Origin of the sequence: Pantoea sp. Ap-967 (assembly GCF_011752565.1) — a bacterium.
Lineage (GTDB): Bacteria > Pseudomonadota > Gammaproteobacteria > Pseudomonadales > Pseudomonadaceae > Aquipseudomonas.
This window is the reverse complement of sequence record NZ_VWXK01000002.1, coordinates 273226-293557: the sequence shown is the minus strand read 5'-3', so window position 1 is coordinate 293557 and position 20332 is coordinate 273226. Positions and strand designations below refer to the sequence as shown.

At 62.7% G+C, this 20332-nt stretch carries 19 protein-coding genes; 10 read left to right on the top strand and 9 right to left on the bottom strand.

Annotation, left to right across the window (positions count from 1 at the left end; genetic code table 11):
* Positions 1 to 151 precede the first annotated feature (151 nt).
* Complete coding sequence (locus tag F3J45_RS03815) at positions 152 to 1057, top strand: LysR family transcriptional regulator (protein ID WP_167057573.1); 906 nt, start codon at positions 152 to 154, stop codon at positions 1055 to 1057.
* Positions 1039 to 2031, top strand: a complete 993-nt coding sequence (locus F3J45_RS03810) for a LysR family transcriptional regulator (protein WP_167057570.1) — start codon at positions 1039 to 1041, stop codon at positions 2029 to 2031. The genes F3J45_RS03815 and F3J45_RS03810 overlap by 19 nt, the downstream gene beginning before the upstream one ends.
* Here F3J45_RS03810 and F3J45_RS03805 read toward each other — a convergent pair.
* The 3 genes from F3J45_RS03805 to F3J45_RS03795 are packed head-to-tail and all read right to left on the bottom strand — an operon-like array spanning position 1930 to position 5650.
* Complete coding sequence (locus F3J45_RS03805) at positions 1930 to 3081, bottom strand: Gfo/Idh/MocA family protein (protein WP_167057567.1); 1152 nt, start codon at positions 3079 to 3081, stop codon at positions 1930 to 1932. The two genes, F3J45_RS03810 and F3J45_RS03805, sit on opposite strands and share 102 nt — an antisense overlap.
* Positions 3078 to 4139: a sugar phosphate isomerase/epimerase gene (locus tag F3J45_RS03800; protein ID WP_167057564.1), complete on the bottom strand. Its 1062-nt coding sequence runs from the start codon at positions 4137 to 4139 to the stop codon at positions 3078 to 3080. Before F3J45_RS03800 ends, F3J45_RS03805 begins: the two co-directional genes overlap by 4 nt.
* Complete coding sequence (locus F3J45_RS03795; RefSeq protein ID WP_205300383.1) at positions 4136 to 5650, bottom strand: GMC oxidoreductase; 1515 nt, start codon at positions 5648 to 5650, stop codon at positions 4136 to 4138. The genes F3J45_RS03800 and F3J45_RS03795 overlap by 4 nt, the downstream gene beginning before the upstream one ends.
* A 262-nt stretch (positions 5651 to 5912) precedes the next feature.
* Between F3J45_RS03795 and F3J45_RS03790 the strand changes: the two genes are divergently transcribed.
* On the top strand, positions 5913 to 7265 hold the full coding sequence (locus tag F3J45_RS03790) for a carbohydrate porin (protein ID WP_370526224.1): 1353 nt from the start codon (positions 5913 to 5915) through the stop codon (positions 7263 to 7265).
* 166 nt (positions 7266 to 7431) lie between these two features.
* On the opposite strand, the gene F3J45_RS03785 is transcribed toward F3J45_RS03790, so the two are convergent.
* Entirely contained in the window at positions 7432 to 7629 is a 198-nt protein-coding gene (locus tag F3J45_RS03785) for a hypothetical protein (RefSeq protein WP_167056866.1), read from the bottom strand.
* On the opposite strand from F3J45_RS03785, the gene F3J45_RS03780 reads away from it, so the two are divergent.
* Positions 7580 to 8131, top strand: a complete 552-nt coding sequence (locus F3J45_RS03780; protein WP_167057556.1) for a fumarylacetoacetate hydrolase family protein — start codon at positions 7580 to 7582, stop codon at positions 8129 to 8131. The two genes, F3J45_RS03785 and F3J45_RS03780, sit on opposite strands and share 50 nt — an antisense overlap.
* Here F3J45_RS03780 and F3J45_RS03775 read toward each other — a convergent pair.
* From F3J45_RS03775 to F3J45_RS03765, 3 genes are all read right to left on the bottom strand, one after another.
* Entirely contained in the window at positions 8119 to 9036 is a 918-nt protein-coding gene (locus tag F3J45_RS03775) for an amidohydrolase family protein (RefSeq protein WP_167057553.1), read from the bottom strand. The genes F3J45_RS03780 and F3J45_RS03775 overlap by 13 nt on opposite strands.
* 83 nt (positions 9037 to 9119) lie before the next feature.
* Positions 9120 to 10448, bottom strand: coding sequence for an MFS transporter (locus tag F3J45_RS03770; RefSeq protein ID WP_167057550.1), 1329 nt, complete (start codon positions 10446 to 10448; stop codon positions 9120 to 9122).
* 80 nt (positions 10449 to 10528) lie between these two features.
* A complete protein-coding gene (locus F3J45_RS03765; protein WP_167057547.1) occupies positions 10529 to 11506 on the bottom strand; it encodes a hydroxyacid dehydrogenase in 978 nt (325 codons plus the stop codon).
* A 226-nt stretch (positions 11507 to 11732) separates the two neighbouring features.
* On the opposite strand from F3J45_RS03765, the gene F3J45_RS03760 reads away from it, so the two are divergent.
* Both F3J45_RS03760 and F3J45_RS03755 read left to right on the top strand, forming a co-directional pair.
* A complete protein-coding gene (locus tag F3J45_RS03760; protein WP_167057544.1) occupies positions 11733 to 12410 on the top strand; it encodes an RraA family protein in 678 nt (225 codons plus the stop codon).
* Positions 12411 to 12497: 87 nt separating this feature from the next.
* Positions 12498 to 13724 (top strand): MFS transporter, encoded by a 1227-nt coding sequence (locus F3J45_RS03755; RefSeq protein WP_205300382.1) that lies wholly within the window; start codon positions 12498 to 12500, stop codon positions 13722 to 13724.
* A gap of 4 nt (positions 13725 to 13728) precedes the next feature.
* Here the strand turns inward: F3J45_RS03755 and F3J45_RS03750 are convergent, their stop codons facing one another.
* Together F3J45_RS03750 and F3J45_RS03745 are read right to left on the bottom strand one after the other, a co-directional pair.
* Positions 13729 to 15063, bottom strand: coding sequence for an MFS transporter (locus F3J45_RS03750; protein WP_167057541.1), 1335 nt, complete (start codon positions 15061 to 15063; stop codon positions 13729 to 13731).
* A 45-nt stretch (positions 15064 to 15108) separates the two neighbouring features.
* Positions 15109 to 16029, bottom strand: a complete 921-nt coding sequence (locus F3J45_RS03745) for an SMP-30/gluconolactonase/LRE family protein (protein WP_167057538.1) — start codon at positions 16027 to 16029, stop codon at positions 15109 to 15111.
* Between the two features lie 204 nt (positions 16030 to 16233).
* On the opposite strand from F3J45_RS03745, the gene F3J45_RS03740 reads away from it, so the two are divergent.
* The 4 genes from F3J45_RS03740 to F3J45_RS03725 all read left to right on the top strand — a co-directional run bounded on the left by F3J45_RS03740 (position 16234) and on the right by F3J45_RS03725 (position 20327).
* Positions 16234 to 17265 carry an ABC transporter substrate-binding protein gene (locus F3J45_RS03740; protein ID WP_167057535.1) on the top strand — a complete coding sequence of 344 codons (1032 nt, stop codon included), beginning with the start codon at positions 16234 to 16236 and terminating at the stop codon, positions 17263 to 17265.
* Positions 17265 to 18080 (top strand): ABC transporter ATP-binding protein, encoded by an 816-nt coding sequence (locus F3J45_RS03735; RefSeq protein ID WP_167057532.1) that lies wholly within the window; start codon positions 17265 to 17267, stop codon positions 18078 to 18080. The genes F3J45_RS03740 and F3J45_RS03735 overlap by 1 nt, the downstream gene beginning before the upstream one ends.
* Positions 18073 to 18945, top strand: coding sequence for an ABC transporter permease (locus F3J45_RS03730; RefSeq protein ID WP_167057529.1), 873 nt, complete (start codon positions 18073 to 18075; stop codon positions 18943 to 18945). The genes F3J45_RS03735 and F3J45_RS03730 overlap by 8 nt, the downstream gene beginning before the upstream one ends.
* A 119-nt stretch (positions 18946 to 19064) precedes the next feature.
* Positions 19065 to 20327, top strand: a complete 1263-nt coding sequence (locus F3J45_RS03725; RefSeq protein ID WP_167057526.1) for an OprD family porin — start codon at positions 19065 to 19067, stop codon at positions 20325 to 20327.
* Positions 20328 to 20332: the final 5 nt, after the last annotated feature.

Below are 20332 nucleotides of genomic sequence, written 5' to 3'. Positions count from 1 at the left end.
GGAGTTTTTTCCGGTGGCCCGCAAGGAAAAACTTGACGGGCATGAAAAGGCAAATAACTATGAGGCATAGAACCAGAATTATGGTTCTATTTGCAAGCCGTGCAGCTTGCCACCTACAACAAGAAAAGCGCGAAGCGATAGAGGGTTGCCCATGCGATTGAAGGGACTGGATCTGAATCTGCTGCTGGTACTGGATATCCTGCTGCAGGAATGCAATGTGTCCCGGGCCGCGCAACGCCTGGGCCTGGGGCAGTCCACGGTGAGCTCCTCGCTGGCCCGCCTGCGCGAACATTTCAGCGACGAACTGCTGGTGAAGGGTAACCACAGCATGCTGCCGACGGCGCTCAGCCAGGAGCTCAAGCCTATCGTCCGGCAGTGGCTGCAGGCCGTGAGCGGGTTGCTGGCACTGCCCGCGGCCTTCGTGCCCGGCCAGTGTCGCGCTACCGTGCGAATCGCCTGTACCGACGATCAGGCCCAGCAGTTGCTGCCGCAGGTCATCCAGGCGATCAGCCGGCAAGCACCGGCTTTGCATGTGCAACTGTTGGCCGCCCCACGGGCTAGCACGGAAAACCTCGATGCCTGGATGGCCCGCCAGCAAGTCGATTTCATGATCGCCAGCGATGCCGGCAGCCACAGCGAGGCGCTTTTCGAGGAACAGTGGCACTGCATCGCCCGCGCCGATCACCCGGCCTTGCAGGCCGGCCTGAACCTGGAAACCTTCAACCGCCTGTCGCACCTGCGCGTGGCGGGGCAGCGCTTCGTGGGCGATGAGGCGCGTGAGATCAGTGCGCAGGTGCCGGGGTATCTGGCCTTGGACACTTATTTGGAAGGCGGTGACTCGATCGCCTGCGTGCCGGCGTCCCTGAGCCGCGCCTACCGCACGGAAAAACCGCTGCAGGTCTGGCCGCTGCCCTTCGAGGCGGCCAGGCTGGTGCAGCGTTTGTCCTGGCGCGTTGGCGTCATCCAGGAGCCCCTGCACGACTGGTTGCGCCAATTGATTCGCAGTTGCGTGAAGGTGCCGCATACAGGAGCGCTGCCATGCGTTATCGGGCTCTAGACCTCAACCTGCTGGTAGTGCTGGATGCGCTGCTGGAGCACTGCAGCGTCAGCCGTGCGGCCGAGCAGTTGTATGTGAGCCAGCCGGCGATCAGTGCCGGCCTGGCGCGGCTGCGCCAGCATTTCGAAGACCCGCTGCTGGAATTGGATGGCCGCCGCATGCGCCCCACGCCGCTCGCGCTGGAGATGCAGGACAAGGTTCGCCAGGCCGTGCGCCAGGCCGCCGAAATCGCCCGCGGCAACCAGGCCTTCGATGCCGCGCGTACCCGGCAGTCGTTCAAGGTGATGTGCTCGGACCTCGATGCCGGGTTTCTCCTCCCGCTGCTGTACCAGCGCCTGATCAAGCTGGCGCCTGGTGCACGCCTTGAAGTGTTGTCGATCGCTCAACTGGGCGAAGGCGCGGTGCAGGATGCCTTCCTGCGCCATGGCGCCGACCTGCTGATCGTCCCCCTGGATGATCATGACCCGGCCTACGCCAGCCAGGTATTGCTCGACGTACCGTTGGCAACGCTGGTCTGCCAGCGCCCGGTCGAGCCGAGCTTTCTGGTCGACCCGGACGATGGCTGCGAGGTGATCGTCTCGGACCTTGAAGCCAAAGGCAGCGAAGGCTGGCGCACCGACCATCTGCTGGCGCTGCCGGCACTGCTGGGGGCGAGCAACCTGCGGGTGCGGCTGCCGGAATTCGTCGCACGGCATTTCTGCCAGCGCTACCCCAACCTGCGCATGCTCAATGCCGCGCAGCACGCGCCGCGTTGCCGGCAGGTGCTGCAATGGCCCCGGCAGCGCGACCAGGAACCTGCCCATGCCTGGCTGCGCGAGCAGTTGCTCGCCTGTGTGGCACAGCTGGTGCAGGCGCCGGTCGGCGACGGCCAGTCAGTGTTCCAGCTTCACCCACTGCCCGCCCAGGGCGTGGCTACGCAGCATGGCCTCGATGGCGGCGAGCCCGCGCAGGCCAGCCTCGAAGCCCGGCAGTAGCGTGCTGGCGTGCGGGGCAGGGCGCCCTGTTGCACGCGCCAGCCAGCGTTCGGCGTAGTCCCAGTAAAGCTGGGCGAAGGCCTCGATGAACCCCTCCGGATGGCCTGCCGGCAGGCGCAGCAACGCATCGCGCGGCTGGCCATGCGCGCCCGCCCCACGTGTGAGGACGCGCGTTGGCTGGCCGATTTCCGCGACCAGCAGCGTCTCGGGTTGCTGCTGATCGAAGACCAGCGAACCCTTGCTGCCGAACAGCCGTAGACGCAGGCCGTTGTCCTGGCCGGGCGCCACCTGGCAGGCCCACAAACCACCGCGCGCACCGTTGTCGAAGCGTAGCAAGGCCTGCACCTGATCATCCAGGCGCCGGCCCGGCACCATCGACGCCAGGTCCGTGCAGACCTCGCTCAGCGCCACACCACTGACGAATTCCACCAGGTGCAAGGCATGGCTGCCGATGTCGCCCAAGGCCCCGGCCGGTCCGGCCTGGGCAGGGTCGTCGCGCCAGCTCGCCTGGGGGCTGTGCACCGGTTCGGTGAGCCATTGCTGGGCGTACTCGACCTGTACCACGCGCACCTCGCCAATGGCGCCGGCCGCCACTAGCCGACGTGCTTCCCGCACCATGGGGTAGCCGCTGTAGGGGTGGGTCACGGCGAATATACGATCGCTCGTGGACACACTTTCAGCCAACGCAAGGGCTTCGGCATAGGTACCGGCAAGCGGCTTCTCGCAGATCACATCGATGCCCTGGGCGATGAACGCCGACGCGACGGGGATGTGCAAGTGATTGGGCGTGACGATCACCACGGCATCGATGCCATCCCCGCGCGCCGCCTCGGCCCGGGCCATCGCCTGCCAGTCGTGGTAGCTGCGCTGCGGCGGGATGAACAGCGCCCGTGCGCTGGCGTCGGCACGCTCAGGGTTTCTGCTGAAGGCGCCCGCTACCCATTCGAAGCGGTCGTCGAGCCTGGCGGCCATGCGGTGCACGGCGCCGATGAAGGCCCCGTCACCGCCGCCGACCATGCCCAGGCGCAGGCGCCGTGCCAGTGCACTCATCGCTCACCTCCAAGGCCCAGTATCTGTGATAGCTGCGCCTGGTCGACGGCGCTGCGGGCAAAGTCGTCGAAGGCGTGCTGCGCCACATGGATGATGTGCTCATCGATGAAGCGCGCGCCTTCACGGGCACCCGCCTCGGGGTGCTTGAGGCAGCATTCCCATTCCAGCGTGGCCCAGCCGGCATAGTCGTTGGCGGCCAGGCGCGAGAAAATCGCCTTGAAGTCGATCTGCCCGTCGCCCAGCGAGCGAAAGCGGCCGGCGCGGGAGATCCAGTCGCCGTAGCCGCCATAGACACCCTGGCGGCCATCGGGGCGGAATTCGGCATCCTTGACGTGGAAGGCACCGATGCGGGCGTGGTAATGGTCGATGAAGACCAGGTAGTCGATCTGCTGTAGGTGCAGGTGGCTCGGGTCGTACAGCAGTTTTGCCCGCGGGTGCTGGTCGACCACGTCGAGAAAACGCTCGAAGCTGATCCCGTCATGCAGGTCTTCGCCCGGGTGCAGCTCGAAGCACACGTCCACGCCGTGGCGGTCGAAGGCGTCGAGCAGCGGGCGCCAGCGCTTGCCCAGTTCCTCGAAGGCAAGTTCCACCAGCCCTTGCGGGCGCTGCGGCCAGGGATACAGATAAGGCCAGGCCAGCGACCCGGAGAAGGTCGCATGGGCCGACAACCCCAGGCGGCCGGACGCACGCGCCGCCAGGGCCACCTGTTCGGTGGCCCATTGGCGACGGGCGCCGGGGTCGCCGCGCAAGGCGCGCGGGGCGAAGGCATCGAACAGGGTGTCATAGGCCGGGTGCACGGCGATTAGCTGGCCTTGCAAATGGGTGGACAGCTCACTGATCACCAGGCCATGGCGGTCCAGGCGACCACCAATGTCGTCGGCGTAGGCCTGGCTGCTCGCCAGCTGCTGCAGGTCGAAGAGGCGCGGATCACACGGCAGCTGCAATGCCTTGTAGCCCAGCCCGGCGGCCCACTCCGCCAGGTGGTCCAAGGTGTCGAAAGGGGCGCTGTCACCCATGAACTGGGCGACGAACAGCGAAGGGCCTTTGAGGGTGATCATGGACGCCGCTCCTGGAGGATACGCTCGCAGGTACGCACGGCGAGGGCGACGCTGGTCAGCGTCGGGTTGCAGGCAGTCGGCGTGGGGATCACGCCGTTACCGGCGACGTAGAGGTTGTGGAAACGCCACACCTGGCCATGGTCGTCGCAAACGCTGGTGCCATCGTCCGCTTCACCCATGCGCGTGGTGCCCTGATAGTGCAGGGAACTGCCGGGTGGCAGCATCAGCGGCGCCTCTCCTAGCGGCGTGCCCAACGCCTTGCCGGCGCGTTGCAGCAGGTCACGGGCCTTGCCGACCTGTTCCAGGTCGCGGTCAGTGAGGCTGTAGTCGAGGGTCATGGCCGGCAGGCCGAGGAAGTCCTTTTCGGTTTCGCTGAAGTGCACGCGGTCTTGTGCGCGGATGTCCTGCTTGCAACAGAACCAGCCCATGGCCACGATGTGTTCGACATCCGCCTGGGCCTCGTCGGCCAGGGCCACCGGGCAGGCTTCCATCTGCATCACCTGGCCGTGGAACGGGTGGTGCTGGCGGTCGTAGGGGACCCAATACACGCCCACGGTCGGGTCGGCGCCTGACTGGCTGATGCCACATTCGTCGGCATCCAGGCGCACGGCATGCACCACTTGGGGCTGGTCGTTGAGGTAGCGGCCCAGTGCTTCGGGGCGGATGCCCGAGGCCCACAACAGTTGTGGAGTGCGCAGTGCATCGGCAGCGACGATCACGGTCTTCGCGTCGACCTGGTAGCGGGTGCCGCTGGCGCGATCCAGCAGGTCCGCGCCGACGATGCGGTCGTGCTTCACGCGCAACTGGAGGCAGGCCGTGTCGTGGCGGATCTCGAATCGCTCAGGACGGCCCGACGGCTCCGCCAGCGTGCCGAGAATCGTATCGCTGCCGCTCCAGCGGCGTTGCGTGTTGTCGCTGCTGCAGGCCAGGGGCATGCGCTGCACGGCGCGGGTGGCCGTGGTGACATCGGCAAAGGCGCTGCCCAGGCGTTCGCGCAGGCGCTGGCTGACCGGGGTATCCGGATAGGCAGCAGCGGTGACCTGCAGCAGCTCCCTGGCCTTGGCCAGGGCGGCCTGCATCTGGGCAGCGGGAATGAAGCTGATGGCTTCGCCCTCGGCCGGCGGCGGGCAGGCGCAGGTCCAGTGAGCGCCCATGCCGCCGACGTTGGTCGAGCAGGCGGCCGCCGGCAGGTCACCCCAGCGTTCGCCGTTGGGCAGGTGGGTGCCGGGCCGCACCAGGTGTTCAAGGCGATAGTCACCCGAAACGGCGGCGTTGGCGCGTTCGGGCATGCTGGGCACGCTGTAGCGGAAAGCAGTTGGACCTTGGGCGGCGACCTGGGCCTCGAGGCGCGGCTGTTCGGCCAGGTTGCGCACATGCTGGCCGGCGCGCTGGGTGAGCAGTGGGCCGGCATCGACCATCAGCACGTTCAACTGCCCATCATCGACAAGCAGGCGCGCACAGGTAGCACCGACCGGCCCGCTCCCCACTATCAGCACATCTACATCAATCATCGCGTTACGCATTATTGGAATTCTCCGCGAGTGGCTAACAGCCTGGAAGTATGTGCGGCCAATAGCGCTGGGGTGGCATGATAAATATCGATAACGGCTTATCCATCAACATGATGGACGCGTGCGAGGCATAAACAATCAAGATAACGGGTGCTCGTCATAAACGATTTCTAAGTTGCCGGAGGCTGTGGACTACTGGTGCCGCAAGTCCGCAAGTTGCGGAGGTCTCCGTAAAAACTACAAGAACTTCGGGAGTCATGACGTGCTTAAAAGTCCAATGGGCAGATGCCTGCCATCCTTTGCCGTACTGTTAGGTTCATCGCTGTTTGCTAGTGCTGTTTTCGCGGTTTCGAGCGAAGAAGCAGAGACGACGGTCCAGGCCGCCGAGGCCCCGCCACGTAACAGTTGCGAGTATTTCGACCAGTTCAGCTCGCGGGCCACCGCGGTCATTCGTGCGCCTTCGGTCTGCGAGTCAATGCTGGGAGATGTCGATGGGCTGCGTTCCGATCTTGCCGATCAGGGTATTGGCATGCAGTTGAGCTGGAACCCGATGGCCATGTACGACCTCAAGGGCCAGAACCGCAACCCGCAAGAATACGGCGGGCAGAACTTCACCTGGAGCCAGAGCCTGGCCCTGAACATAACGTATGACCTGGAGCGCATCGGTTTCAGTAAAGGCGCGCAATTGACGTTCACCCCGCAATGGCAGACGTCCAACTACGAGGACGGTTACCCGCGCCTGAACAACGTGGCGATCCTCGCCGTGAACCAGCCGTTGAATGACGGCAAGCTGGAATTGCAATACGGCTTCTATCCGCTGATTCGGCAGTTCTACGGCATGATCCTGGGCGGCAACTCGGCATCCGCGGCCCTGGGCCCGACCAGTGTAATCCCGGTGCAGGTAGGCCTCAGCCTGAATGCGCCGACGCCGGCATTCGACGTCACCTTCCGCGACAGCAGCAAGCGCTGGTACAACCATTCATCCATTAGCCGCAGCATGACCCCGGAAGGCTTCCTGGCCGATGTGCAGAAGAACCCATCCGGTTTGAAGTTGCGAGTGGATGGCGCCAACCCGATCTTCGTCAACGAGTTCGGTTACAAGGTCGAGCCCAGTGAAAACAGCCGCTCGCAGTGGTTCCGCGCGGGTGTGATCTACAACACTTCCCACTACACCTACTTCAAGAGCCAGCAGCCGACCGACAGTAACTATGGCGCCTATGTGGCCAACACCGTGCAGTTGACTACGCCTACCCCGGGCACCCCGCAAGGGCTGTACCTGGACACCAAGGCGAGCTGGGCGCCGGAGGACCGCAACGCCTACCACGGTGATATCCAGGCGACGCTGTTCGACATTGGCCTGTTCCCTGGGCGACCACGTGACATGACTTCGCTCGGCTTTACCCGTTCGTTCATAAGCAAAGACTTTCGCGAAGTGCTGGGCGAACAGGGATTGGAACCGGCCGACACCATCACGGCAGTATCACTTTCTCATGCCTTCCGTGTCACCAAAGGGATCTACTGGATCAACGGCCTTACTTACCAGGACAATCCTACGCTCGTGCCAAAACGCGGTGATGCTTTCTTGTGGCAGACCAGTATGTACTGGAATTTCTAAGCGCACCGTCATTGATCTAAGACTAACGACTACGCGCCATTGCGCTACGGCGTGTTGCGCTCGGGCATGCAGTGCGATACCGATGAATAAAGCGTCATCGTGAATTGCCTGATCAGCCTTTCCTGAGCCCGGCGTGGCTGAATGAGGCCTGCAACTTCAGGCCTCCTTACCGGATAAGGCAGTGGCGAAACAGCTGCTGTAACGGGCGCTGGCGCACGGAGTGACGCTCGATCAGCACCAGTTCTCTGTGGAACTGCAACTCGCCCAACTCGATTACCCGCACGCTGTGCTGCTGTTCGAGCCACAGCCCGACCATGGGGACCAGCGAGACGCCCAAACCGCTCTGCACCATCTTCTTCTTCATGAAGCCCGCTGACGCGGTGGTGGCGGATGCAACCGCAATTGCTTACCCATCCCTCACGTTCGACCTGCACCATGAAGTGGAACTGGTGGTAGCTATCGGCAAGGGCGGCGTTGACATCGACCCTGTCGACGCCCTGGACCACGTATGCGGCTATGCCGTCGGCCTGGACCTGACTCGCCGCGACCTGCAGGCCACGGCCAAGAAGTTTGGCCGCCCATGGGACTGGGCCAAGGGCTTCGACCAGTCGGCGCCGTGCACGGCACTGCTGCGCAAGGAGACCGGCAAGTCGTTTTCACTGTACCTGACCGAGCAGCGCCTGCAGTTGGCGCGTACGCTGCTGCTGGGTAGCACCCAGCCTGTAGGCCAGGTGGCTGCGGTCTGCGGATTTTCCGACGAAAGCTATTTCGCCCGGTGCTTTCGCAAGCACGAAGGCATGGCGCCCAGCCACTTTCGTCGGCATCAGGGGCATCGAAGCTTACCCCCAGGCGATCAGAAGCCGTAGAGCTGCACCGGGTTGTCGCGCAGGATCAAAGCCTGCACGCGCGCCTGCGGCGCCCAGTCCATCAGCAAGTCAAGGATTAGCCCGTCGTCGGGCTTCTGGTCTTGAGCAAGCGTCGGGTGCGGCCAGTCACTCCCCCACAGCATGCGATCCGGGCGGTGACTGATCAGAGCACTGGCGACGCGCCCGACATCTTTGAACTGCGGCGCGCCGGTTTTCGAACGCAGGTAAGGCGCCGAAAGCTTGACCCAACCTCGGTCGCTGTCCAGAAGCCGTACCAGCGCCGCATAGGCCTCGGACTTAAGCCCCTCCGGTTGTGGTACATGGCCCATATGATCAATGACCACCTTGGCAGGCAGGGCCAGCAGCCGTGGCGCCACGTCGGGCAGCAGTGGGCCTGGCGCGACCTGCACATTCCAGCCCAGTTCATCGACCCGCGCCGCCAGCTGTTCGATGCCGTCGAGTGCCTGGCTGCCGACGCTGAGGTTGAAGCGGATGCCACGTACACCTGCCTTGTGCAGGTCGGCGAGCTCGCTGTCGGTGACCGAGCTGGCCACCACTGCAACGCCACGGGCATCGCCACGGCTGCGCAGCAGACCGTCGAGCATTACTCGGTTGTCAGTGCCATAGGTCGACGGTGTAACGATGACCAAGCGGCGGATACCCAGGCGTTGCTGCAACTGGCGGTAGTCTTCCAGCGAAGCATCCGGTGGCAGCAAGGCCGCGCCTGGGGCTGCTGGAACGCGGCTGTCGTACAGATGCATATGGCAGTCGACACTGCCCGCTGGAGGCGTCAGGCGTGGCTGTGCATCACCATGACTGAAGGGCACATTGGCCAGGGCACCCATGGAAGCGGCAGCGCCCAGTGCGCCCCCTGCCTGCAAGAATTGGCGGCGGGAGAAATTCATCGGTATTCCTCGATTTTTGTTGTTCTGGAAAGACGATGCCCACATTCCCTGCGGAAGGTGGGCATCGAAGCTGCGGCTATGGCTTACTTGGCGCTGACAGTGGTGGCCGCTTCAGCCTGCTCACGCTGGCGTTTGCGGCCGATCACCAGAACCGCGATGCCGGCCAGGGTGCACAGTGCCGCGAGTGGCATCAGTGCCAGCGCGTAGCTGCCGGTAGCGTCGTGAATGGCGCCGTAGGCATTGACCATCAGACCGCCCCCAATCAGGTTGGCCATCGCCCCCACGGCAGCCAACCCTGCAGCTGCGGTGGACGATGACAGCCAGCCCGATACCAGCGCCCAGAACGGCCCTTTCATCGAGTAGGCACCCACCAGCACCATGGTCAGCATCACCACCGTGGCCGGCAGCGAGGAGGTGAACAAGGTCATCAGCAGGCCAGCGGCGATCAGCAGCATGGTCATCGCAGTGTGCCAGCGGCGCTCCCCAGTGCGGTCGGAGCTACGCCCCCAGATGATCATCACGACCGAGGCGATGCCATACGGGATGGCATTGACCAGGCCGATCTCCATGGCACTGAGACCGAAGGTTTTCAGCAGTTGTGGCGCCCAGACGCTCATGGTGCTGCCAGCGGCGGAAGCCCCGGAGTAGATCAGCGCCAGTACCCAGATATCCTTGTGGCGCAGCAGTTTCCACAGTGAGATATGGCCGATGGCGGTCTTCTTCGCGGCTTCGCTGGCCAGACGTTGGGTCAACCAGCGGCGCTGCTCGTCGCTAAGCCACTTGGCTTGCTCAGGGCGGTCGGTGAGTACGAACAGGCAGGCGATGCCCAGCAGCACGGCGGGGATGCCTTCGAGGATGAACAGCCAGTGCCAGCCGCGCATGCCCATCCAGCCGTCCAGACTCAGCAGCAGGCCGGACAGCGGCGAGCCGATGAAGTTGGCAGCTGGGATCGCCACCATGAACAGCGCCACCATGCGGGCACGGTAGGCCGAGGGCAACCAGTAGGTAAGGTAGAGCAGCACGCCCGGGAAGAAGCCCGCTTCGGCGGCACCCAGCAGGAAGCGCATAACGTACAGCGAGTTAGCGCCCTGGACGAACGCCGTGCCGGCGGAAACCAGGCCCCAGGTGATCATGATCCGGGCGATCCAGATTCGTGCGCCATAGCGCTGCATGGCCAGGTTGCTGGGCACTTCGATCAGGAAGTAGGCAAAGAAGAACAGGCTGCTGGCAAAACCGAAGACTTTGGCGGACAGTTCCAGGTCCTGGTTCATTTGCAGCGAAGCCATGCCAATGTTGCCGCGATCGATGATCGCGATCAGGTAGCAGACGATCAGAAAAGGCAGTAGGCGCCAGGCAACGCGCCGCATGGTGCTGCGTTCGAGGTCATCTGGCGTAGATGTAGTTGAAGTCATGGTGCTCTCCAATTGTTTTTCTTCTGGAGTGGTGCAAGGTGAAAGCGCCCCTTCTCGCAAAGCGGCGCGAGGGAGCGCAATCAGCTATCGATCAGGTGGCGGTTGACCACACAACGCGGATCCAGAGCATTGCCTGCCAGGATTTCGAGAATCTGCCCGACACAAACCAGGCCGACGCGGTCGCGGGCCTCGGTGGTGTTGGCGCCGACGTGCGGTGTGGCGACCAGTGTTGGCAGGCCCCACAGCGGGCTGTCGGACGGTGGCGGCTCTGGGTTGAAGGTGTCCAGGCCGGCACCGGCGATACGGCGTTCGCTGAGCGCTTGCACCAAGGCGGCGGTATCGATCAGTTCGCCGCGGGCAGTATTGATCAGGATGGCGCCTGATCGCATGCGTGCGAGCTGCTCGGCACCGATCAGGTTGTGATTGGTCTCGGTCAGCGGGCAGTGCAGGCTAATGATATCGCTTTCAGCCAGCAGGCGATCGAAATCCTCTTCGCGCTCGACATGGGCGCGCTCTGGCAGCTGCTTCAGGTAGGGGTCAAACACCTTGACCTTCATGCGCAGCGGCGCCACCAGGTCCATCAGCACGCTGCCGATCGAGCCCAGGCCGACCAGGCCCAGGGTCTTGCCGGACAACTCGATGCCATTGGCCGAGGCCTTGTCCCAGTGGCCGTCACGCATGCGCGCATCGAGCAGGGCGGTCTGGCGGGCCACGCTGAACATCAGGGCGAATGCATGCTCGGCCACCGACTGTGCGTTGGCACCCACCGCGATCGACACCGGTATCCCGCGCTCGGCAGCGGCCTGTATATCAATCGTGTTGAAACCGACGCCGTGCTTGGCAATCAGCTTCAGCTTCGCGCCGGCCTCAATCATGGCACGGGTCAGGGTGCCTTGGCGTACCACGATGGCATCGGGCTGCTCTGCGCGGATGATTTCGACCAGATCTTGCTCCGCCAGATAGGGCGTGGTGGGGACGACCCTGACGCCCTGGTCGGCGGCAAGTTGCATGGCCTCGGCGGCCAGTTCGGGGCCGGTAATCAGAATGGTACGGGACATCTTGAACACCTTTTTATTGTCAGGGCAGTCGCTGCTGCTATTGAGCAGCGGCGATGAGACAAACCCTATCATAATGAAACGGCGTTGCAACAAAATAAATTCGCTGCTCGTCGATGCGATTAATCCGGCTTAAAAAAGCGATTGATAAACATGAAATGCAATGCCATTCTAAAAAAGATTCGGCATTGGCCGATGACATCGAATAACACCAATAGAGGTATGTCACATGAGCATTGGCTTCCAAGTGCTTGAACGCGCACGTAAAGTCGGCGATGAGTGGGTAGCGCGGTATCGCGAGGTTCCGGTCGCCAACGTCAGCGATTCCATGAACCGCATGACCGCCGGTGGCGCCCGTCTTCGCCCCATGCACCGTGAAGGCGTCCTGTGCGGTCCGGCACTGACCGTCAAGGCTCGTCCTGGTGACAACCTCATGCTGCATTACGCAATCGACATCGCTCAGCCTGGCGATGTGATCGTGGTTGACGCCGGCGGTGACCTGAGCAACGCACTGATCGGCGAAATGATGGTGGCCTATGCCGTCAAGCGTGGCGTAGCAGGTATTGTCATCAACGGGGCGATCCGTGATGCGGCCAACATTGGCGCAGGCGACTTCCCGCTGTTCGCCGCTGGCGTGTCGCATCGTGGCCCTTACAAGGATGGCCCGGGCGAGATCAACGTACCGATCGCCATTGATGGTATGGTGATCGAGCCGGGCGACCTGGTGATCGGTGATGACGACGGCCTGCTCTGCATTCCGTACGACCACGTTGCCGATGTCTATGCACGTGCCACGGCCAAGCACGCTGCCGAAACCGCTCAGATGGAACACATTGCACAGGGCACCAACGACCGCTCCTGGGTCCTGGATGCCTTGAAGAAGAAAGGCTGCCTGCTGCCAGGCTAACCCTGCTACCTGCTGCGCACCTTGCGATGGGGTGTGCAGCAGGGGATGGGCCTAGGCTGACCGCGGGTCTATTGAGGATTCGCATACTTGTCCGATTCATCGTCGTCGCACCTTCGCCAGTGGCCTACGGCCATTCGGGCGCTTGCCTATCGCAATTTCCAGATTTACTTCGCCGGCCAAGGTATCTCCACGTTGGGCAAGTGGGTGCAGCAGGTGGCATTGGCCTGGCTGGCCTATCACCTGACGGGCTCGGCCGTGCTGCTGGGGCTGATCACCTTTCTCTCACTGGCGCCGCAATTGCTCATTGGCCCTGTGGCCGGTGCGTGGATCGACCGGCACGACAAACGCCGTCTGCTGATCATCGTGCAAATGGTCCTGGTGATGCAGTCAGCAGTGCTGGCCGCCGCAACCTGGCTGCACTGGGTCGATGGCCCGTTCATCGCTGGCATGGCGTTGTTGCTGGGCTTGCTGAATGCCCTGGAAACGCCGCTGCGTCAGGCCTTGATCGGCAGTTTCGTCGACGACCCTGCCGACCTGCCGAACGCATTGGTACTCAACGCCATGCTGATCAATGCCGCTCGCTTCGTCGGCCCGCCGCTGGCTGGCGCGCTGATCGCGCTGGCGGGTGAGGCGGCCTGTTTCGCCCTCACTGCCGTGGCCTTTCTTGCATTGCTTGGTGGCCTGCTGAAAGTGCGTGGTACCGCCAGCCCAAAGGCCAGTGGGTCCACTGCGCAAGTGTTCCGTGAGGGTTTGGCGTACATGTGGCAAACCCGCAGCGTTCGACAGTTGTTGATCAATGTGATCATGGTCAACCTGCTGGCCTCCTGTTATGCGGCATTGCTGCCGATTCTGGCCAAGGCGGTGTTTGACGGTGATGCGCAGGTGCTGGGGTGGCTGTGGGGGGCGGCGGGGGCTGGTGCTTTCCTCGCGACCCTGGCGTTGGCGGTGGGTGGTGCGCTGCCGCGCCTGCGCCAATTCACTGATGCCGGGGCGCTGCTGTGCGCAATCGGCCTGGCCGGCCTGTGGTTTGCGCAGGCATTGCCTCTGGCCTTGCTGGCGTTGGCCGTTCTGGGTTTTGGTATCACCCTGAGCAATGTCAGCACCAACATGCAGTTGCAAAGCGGTGCGCCGTCTCACCTGCGCGGTCGGGTGATTGCGTTCTATATTGCCATGCGCTTCGGTTTCGAGGCCTTGGGCGGCATGGCTGCGGGCTTGATCGCCGCCCGTTGGGGGGCGCCGGCGACCCTCGGGATCGCCGGCGTGGTCTTGATGCTGGGGCTGCTGGGGCAATACGGCCTGCGCCGCCGCGCATGACCGATCAGGCCGCCTGGCCTTGACCCTGTACGGGTTGCTGCTTGGCCGGGTCGCCCAGCCACAGCATCAGGCAGGTGCCGATCAGCAGGATCGAGGCGACGGCGAAGAAGGGCAAGGTGAAACTGTGGGTCGCGTCCTTGATCAGGCCGATCAGGAATGGCCCGGTAAAACCACCCAGGTTGCCGATTGAGACGATCATTGCCAGGCCGCCGGCAGCGGCGCGCCCTGTCAGGAACGTCGAAGGAATCGCCCAGAACGTAGCCTGGAACGACAGAATGCTCGCTACGGCCACGCAAAGGCTGGCGATCTTCAGTATCGACTGGTCGATCAATGCGGCGGCTACCAGGGCCGCCGCGGCCAATGCTAATGCGCTGACCACATAAGGCAGACGATGCTGGCTGCGGTTTGCCAGGCGGGCCCACATTGTCATGGCCAGTGCGCCGAGCAGGTAAGGCAAGGCCACGACCAGGCCGACCACGCCGCTGGCGATGCCCAGGCTTTTGATGATTTGTGGTAGCCACAGGCCGATGCCAATCGAGCCGACGATGCAGCAGAAATTGATCGCCGCCAGGGTGAATACCTTGGGGTTGGTCAACGCGCCGCGCAGGGTGTTGCCGTGGGAGGCGCCAATGGCCTGCTGCTCCTGTGACAGGCGCTGGGTCAGCCAGGCCTTTTCCCGCGGTTTGAGCCATTTGGCCTTGGCTGGGGTATCGACCAGCACGAACAGGCAGGCGATGCCCAGCAGCACCGCAGGCATCGACTCGGTGACCAGCAGTAGTTGCCAGTTCTTCAGGCCCCAGACGCCGTGCTGTTCCATCAACCAGCCCGACAGCGGCGAGCCGACGATATTGGCCACCGGGATGCCCAGCAGGAAGGCTGCTGTGGCTTTTGCCCGCCATTTGCCGGGGAACCAATAGGTGAAATACAGGTAGACCCCCGGAGTGAAGCCCGCTTCAGCAAGGCCCAGCAAGAAGCGCGCGATGCTGAAGCTGACCGGCCCGGTAGCGAATGCCGTGGCCATGGAAATCAGGCCCCAGGTGATCATGATCCGCGCGATCCACACCCGCGCGCCGAAGCGCTGCATCAACAGGTTGCTGGGGATCTCGAACATGAAGTAGCCGAAGAAGAACAGGCCGCCTGCCCAGCCGAATATGGTCGCGGTCAGGCCCAGGTCCTGGTTCATGCTGATGGCGGCGAAGCCGACGTTGGTGCGATCCAGGTAGCTGATCACGTAGCAGATGAAGATGAACGGCACCAGGCGCCAAAGCACGCGGCGCATCAGGTGTTCACCCTCGGCGTCACTCAGCGGCGCCTGGGCAGCGGGGGAATCGTGGGTCATGTCGTCACTCTTTTGTAGTTGTTGTGTGCGCTGACTGGCGCGGGTTCAGCTATGGGAATACATCGCCAGCCCAGGCGTGGTGGTGCGCACCTGGAGGATGCTGCCGGTCTCGGACTCAGTGATGTACAGGGTCTGGCCGTCATCGCCGCCGAAAGCGAGGTTGGTGTTGCTGATGCCAGCGCAAGAGACGATGCGCAGCAGCGGTTCGGCGACCTTCGACAGCTTCCACACCGAGCCGAAGCCGGTGTGGGCGATGTACAGGTTGCTCTGCGCATCCAGCGCCAAGCCGTCAGGCCCGCCCAGGCCACCGTGCAGTTGGGCGAACACGCCCACCTTGCCGACGATCGAGCCGTTGCCTAGCGGGATGCGCCAGATCTGTTGAGCACGGGTCACGGCAACCAGCAGGTGGTTGAGGTGCGGGTCGTAGACAATGCCGTTGGGGCTGGGAATGGTGCCCAGCAGGCAGGTCAGGTTGCCTTGGGCGTCGAGCTTGTACACCCGGCCGGTGGCGTCCTGCAGGCCTGTCTGGCCTTGGTCGGTGAAGTACAGGTCGCCGTTGGGCGCGAACACCAGGTCGTTGACGCCCTTGAATCCCTCTGAACCGGCGGAGTCGAGCAAGGCTTCGATGGTGCCGGTCTGCGGGTCGAGCAGCATGATCCCGCGCTTGTAGTCGGTGATGAAGATGCGCCCGTCCTGGTGAATCTTCAGGCCGTTCGGCCAGCCATCGTACTGGCACACCAGCTCCCATTCACCTTGCGGCGAGATGCGGAAGATCCGTCCATTGGGAATGTCGGTCACGTAGAGGTGCCCATGGCGGTCGAATGAGGGGCCTTCGAGGAACGAGTCAATCGCACGCCCTTGGCGATTGGCGTTGGCCCAGGCTGTCGGGCGCGGGTCACGGAAGTGTTCGGGCAGTCGCGTGAAGACGGTGGTTTCGGCGATGGGTGGGGCAGCGAAAAAGCTCATGGATCCTCCAGACGGCGAGGGGCGCATTGTGCGTCCGGTTTGTTGTTGTGAATTCTGTTTAATGCAATGCCGTTGCAAAATAAATGATCTGCAGACGAAAGGCGATTAATTTTTCGAGACAGAAAGCGGCTATTGACGAGAGGTTGAGTTTGTGTGCATCTATAAAGGAAATGGCGTTCCAAAATAACAAAAACGGAGTTTGCTATGCAAAAGCGCTCATGGCGTAGGCTGTGTTACCCCCATCTGCCCCTCAAAAAACTCACTCTTGCCCTTGGCTTTGCCGCCCTCAGCGCGACAGCGCACGCTGAACAGAACCGGGTAACACTCGCGATCCAGTATGGGTATGCGTATCTGCCGGTCACGGTCGCGGACAAGCTCGGACTGTTTCAGCAACAAGCGAGGGCCCATGGGCAGCCAGATGCATCTTTCGAGATCAAGCGCATCAGCGGTGCCCCGGCGATCAATGACGCGCTGATCAGTGGCAATGTCGATATTGGCGGGTATGGCCTGTCCGGAACCTTGATCGCGTGGGAAAAGACCCGCCGTTCGTTGGATGTCAGGGCCTTGTGTGCCCTGGTGGCGGGGGACAATGCACTGTTTGTGAACGACCCAACTATCAAGTCGCTGGCCGACTTCAAAGCAGATGACAAGATCGCGGTTAGCTCACCGAGCGGCCAGCAGGCATTGCTCCTGCAAATGGCCGCCGAGCACCAGTTCGGCCCGGAGCAGATCCACAAGCTTGACCACTTGATGGTGAGCCTGCCGCATCCCGACGCAACCTCCAGCCTGGTGAACAAGGCCGGGATCAAGGGTTACATCGGTCCAAATCCGTATAGCTACCAACTGGCGCATGACCCCCGGGCCAGCAAGCTGTTCGACTTCTCTTCGGCCTTGAATATGCGCATGACCAGTGGTGTGCTGACTAGCACCGGGCGTTTCGTCGACAAAAACCCGCAATTGAGCGCCGCTGTGGTGGCGGCGATCGATGAGGCCAATACCTACATTCGCAAGGAGCCACGCAAGGCAGCTGAGCTGTTCTTGGCCAGTGAGCCGTCGAGCCTTTCGCTCGACCAGGTCGAAGACATGTTGCGCCAGGTGAGTGGCGAGTGGTCGGTACAGCCGACCGGGGTCATGGCGTTGGCCGATTTCATGGTGCGCTCCGGGGCATTGAAAAAAGCCCCTGACGATTGGCGTGCCGTGTTCTTCGCCCCAGTGGCGGCCGGGGAGGGTAGCTGATGAGCCAGCTCGCTCCGATTGCTCCCCCCGCAGAGGCCACTACCCGTGCACTGCTGTGTGTGGATAACGTCACCTTGCAATACAAGACACGTGACCAACTGATCACCGCGACCCATCAGGTCTCTTTCGACGTGCAGCGTAATGATCGCTTCGTCCTGCTGGGGCCATCGGGCTGTGGCAAGTCGAGCCTGCTCAAGAGCGTTGCCGGATTCGTCGAGCCGGTTGCTGGCAAGATCTGCCTTGATGGACAGGTTGTGCGCGAACCCGGCCCTGATCGCATGATGGTGTTCCAGGAGTTCGATCAGTTGATGCCGTGGAAAACGGTCCTCGGCAACATCATGTTCCCACTGCAGGTCACAAGGCGTTTTCCGCGAGAAGAAATTGCCGATCGTGCCGCCCGGGCGGCGGTCAAGGTCGGCCTGGACAAGTTCAAGGATGCCTATCCGCACCAGTTGTCGGGTGGCATGAAACAGCGGGTGGCCATCGCCCGCGCCTTGGCCATGGAGCCGGCCATGTTGCTGATGGACGAGCCGTTCGCCGCGCTCGATGCACTGACCCGCCGACGTATGCAGGAGGAGTTGCTGGAGTTGTGGGAGCAAGCCCCGTTCACCTTGATGTTTGTCACCCATTCCATCGACGAAGCAATCGTGCTCGGCACACGCATTCTCGTGCTGACCCCGCACCCCGGGCAGGTACGCGCCGAGCTCGACGCCAGTGCTTTCGGCTTCGCCGATCAGGGCAGCAAGGCCTTCGGCCAATTGCACCAGCGCATCAGCCACATGCTCTTCGGCCACAGTGAGACCGCCCATGAATAACCCTTTGATCCAGCCACGTGCCGATGTCGAGTATGCCCCGGTGGCACCCGGACAGGTAGGCGATGTCGCCCGGCGACTTGGTCTGTTCGAGCGACTGTTCGCCCATACAGGGGTGCGCCGGGCGTTGGTGCTTGTAGTGTTGGCCCTGCTTTGGGAGGTGTATGCACGCTATCTGGACAACCCGTTGATGTTTCCAACCTTCAGCGAAACCGTGCTGGCCATGACCCAGGACTTGCTCAACGGTGTGCTGCCGCAAGCAGTGGTCAGCTCGCTCAAGGTGCTGTTGATGAGCTATGCCCTGGCTATCGGGCTGGCGGCGGTGCTCACTTCGCTGGCTGTGTCCACCCGGCTCGGCACGGATGTACTGGCCACGTTGACGGCAATGTTCAATCCGTTGCCAGCCATCGCCATTCTGCCGCTGGCCATGCTTTGGTTCGGCCTGGGTGTCCAGAGCCTGATGCTGGTAATCGTGCATTCGGTGCTTTGGGCGGTGTCGCTCAATACTTACTCGGGCTTCCAGTCGGTGAGCCAAACCCAGCGCATGGCCGGGCGCAACTACGGGTTACGTGGCTTGCGCCTGGTGACGCGCATTCTCATCCCCGCCGCAGTGCCGTCGATCCTGGCAGGGCTGAAGATCGGTTGGGCGTTCGCATGGCGCACCTTGATTGCTGCTGAGCTGGTGTTCGGCGTTTCGGGCAACTCCGGCGGCCTGGGCTGGTATGTGTTTCAGCATCGCAATGCGCTGGAAACACCGAACGTCTTTGCCGGCCTGCTGATGGTCATCGTCATTGGCCTGGTCGTCGAGGGCCTGGTCTTCCGTAGCATCGAACTGCTTACCGTGCGCCGTTGGGGCATGCAGGGCTGATTCATCGTCATTTCCAATAACAAGAGAATCGGCACCCGTTCTCGGGTGCCCAGGGAGCCTTTGTCTTGAAATCCTTACCTTCCTTCTGTGGTTTCGCACTTGCCGCCGGCGGCGGCCTCATGGCACTGCCAGCGCAAGCGGATTTTCTCTCCGACAGCCATGCCAACCTGGCGATGCGCAACTTCTACTTCAACAGTGATAACCGGGATGGCACTGCCCAGCCTTCGAAGACCGAAGAGTGGGCGCAGGGCTTCTTGCTTGACGTGCGTTCGGGATTTACCGAGGGAACGATTGGTGTAGGCGTGGATGCGACTGCCATGCTGGGCATCACCCTGGACAGCGGGCGTGGTCGGCACGCGGGCAGCACGATGATCCCCTCTGATGGCGAGCGTGCGGCGGACCAGTGGGGCAGTGCGGGTGCGACCCTGAAGCTCAAGGCGAGCAAGAGCGAGCTGCGGGTCGGTCAATTGATGCCGAAGATTCCCGTGCTGGTAGCCTCTGATGGCCGGTTGCTGCCGCAGACCTTCCAGGGCGCGCAGTTGCAGTCAAAGGAATTCGACAACCTGACACTCCTGGGTGGTGCACTCAACCGCGCCAGAGGCCGGGCCTCCACTGACCTGACGGGCATGGCCGTGAGTGGCGGCAGTCAGGAAAGCGACCGCTTCTATTTCGCCGGCGCCGATTACCGTGCCACCGATGCGTTGATGCTGCAGTACTACGTCGGAGAACTGCAGGACTATTACCAGCAGCATTTCGCTGGCCTCAACCACACCCTGACATTGACTGACGACAGCTCGCTGACGACCGATCTGCGCTACTTCCGCACCCGTTCGGACGGTGCCAACGGCAGCGCTTCGGGGCGCGCGCAGGGCTATACGGTTGGCGGCTATACCGGCGATGGCGACGGCGAGATCGACAATGACCTGTGGAGCGCGGCGTTTACCTATCGCCTGGGTGGTCACTCGCTCATGCTGGGCTACCAGAGTGTTTCCGACAACAGCAACTTTGTGCAGATCAACCAGGGGTCCATCGACAAGGGGGCCGGAGGCAGCAGCCTGTACCTGTGGACCGACAAGATGCTGCTCAGCTTCACCCGCGCCGGGGAACGCACAGGCTTCGCCCAATATGGTTACGACTTCGCGGCATTGGGCGTGCCGGGGCTCAAGGCATCGGTGATGTACCTCAAGGGCGAGCATATCCAGACGGCAGGTGGCGCCGAGCAGTCGGAGTGGGAGCGGGACTTTTCTCTGGACTATGTCATCCAGAGCGGCACCTTCAAAGGGCTGGGTGTGGCCTTGCGCAATGGTAAATCTCACAGCGAGGCAACACGCAATGGCGACCAGAACCGAGTGATCGTTAACTATACCGTGGCGTTGTTCTGACCCGA

Excerpts from the sequence above, each read along its gene's own strand:
- F3J45_RS03815 (WP_167057573.1), top strand. The coding sequence starts at position 152 with ATGCGATTGAAGGGACTGGATCTGAATCTGCTGCTGGTACTGGATATC.
- F3J45_RS03810 (WP_167057570.1), top strand. The coding sequence starts at position 1,039 with ATGCGTTATCGGGCTCTAGACCTCAACCTGCTGGTAGTGCTGGATGCG.
- F3J45_RS03805 (WP_167057567.1), bottom strand. The coding sequence starts at position 3,081 with ATGAGTGCACTGGCACGGCGCCTGCGCCTGGGCATGGTCGGCGGCGGT.
- F3J45_RS03800 (WP_167057564.1), bottom strand. The coding sequence starts at position 4,139 with ATGATCACCCTCAAAGGCCCTTCGCTGTTCGTCGCCCAGTTCATGGGT.
- F3J45_RS03795 (WP_205300383.1), bottom strand. The coding sequence starts at position 5,650 with ATGATTGATGTAGATGTGCTGATAGTGGGGAGCGGGCCGGTCGGTGCT.
- F3J45_RS03780 (WP_167057556.1), top strand. The coding sequence starts at position 7,580 with ATGGGGACCAGCGAGACGCCCAAACCGCTCTGCACCATCTTCTTCTTC.
- F3J45_RS03785 (WP_167056866.1), bottom strand. The coding sequence starts at position 7,629 with ATGAAGAAGAAGATGGTGCAGAGCGGTTTGGGCGTCTCGCTGGTCCCC.
- F3J45_RS03775 (WP_167057553.1), bottom strand. The coding sequence starts at position 9,036 with ATGAATTTCTCCCGCCGCCAATTCTTGCAGGCAGGGGGCGCACTGGGC.
- F3J45_RS03770 (WP_167057550.1), bottom strand. The coding sequence starts at position 10,448 with ATGACTTCAACTACATCTACGCCAGATGACCTCGAACGCAGCACCATG.
- F3J45_RS03765 (WP_167057547.1), bottom strand. The coding sequence starts at position 11,506 with ATGTCCCGTACCATTCTGATTACCGGCCCCGAACTGGCCGCCGAGGCC.
- F3J45_RS03760 (WP_167057544.1), top strand. The coding sequence starts at position 11,733 with ATGAGCATTGGCTTCCAAGTGCTTGAACGCGCACGTAAAGTCGGCGAT.
- F3J45_RS03750 (WP_167057541.1), bottom strand. The coding sequence starts at position 15,063 with ATGACCCACGATTCCCCCGCTGCCCAGGCGCCGCTGAGTGACGCCGAG.
- F3J45_RS03745 (WP_167057538.1), bottom strand. The coding sequence starts at position 16,029 with ATGAGCTTTTTCGCTGCCCCACCCATCGCCGAAACCACCGTCTTCACG.
- F3J45_RS03740 (WP_167057535.1), top strand. The coding sequence starts at position 16,234 with ATGCAAAAGCGCTCATGGCGTAGGCTGTGTTACCCCCATCTGCCCCTC.
- F3J45_RS03735 (WP_167057532.1), top strand. The coding sequence starts at position 17,265 with ATGAGCCAGCTCGCTCCGATTGCTCCCCCCGCAGAGGCCACTACCCGT.
- F3J45_RS03730 (WP_167057529.1), top strand. The coding sequence starts at position 18,073 with ATGAATAACCCTTTGATCCAGCCACGTGCCGATGTCGAGTATGCCCCG.
- F3J45_RS03725 (WP_167057526.1), top strand. The coding sequence starts at position 19,065 with ATGGCACTGCCAGCGCAAGCGGATTTTCTCTCCGACAGCCATGCCAAC.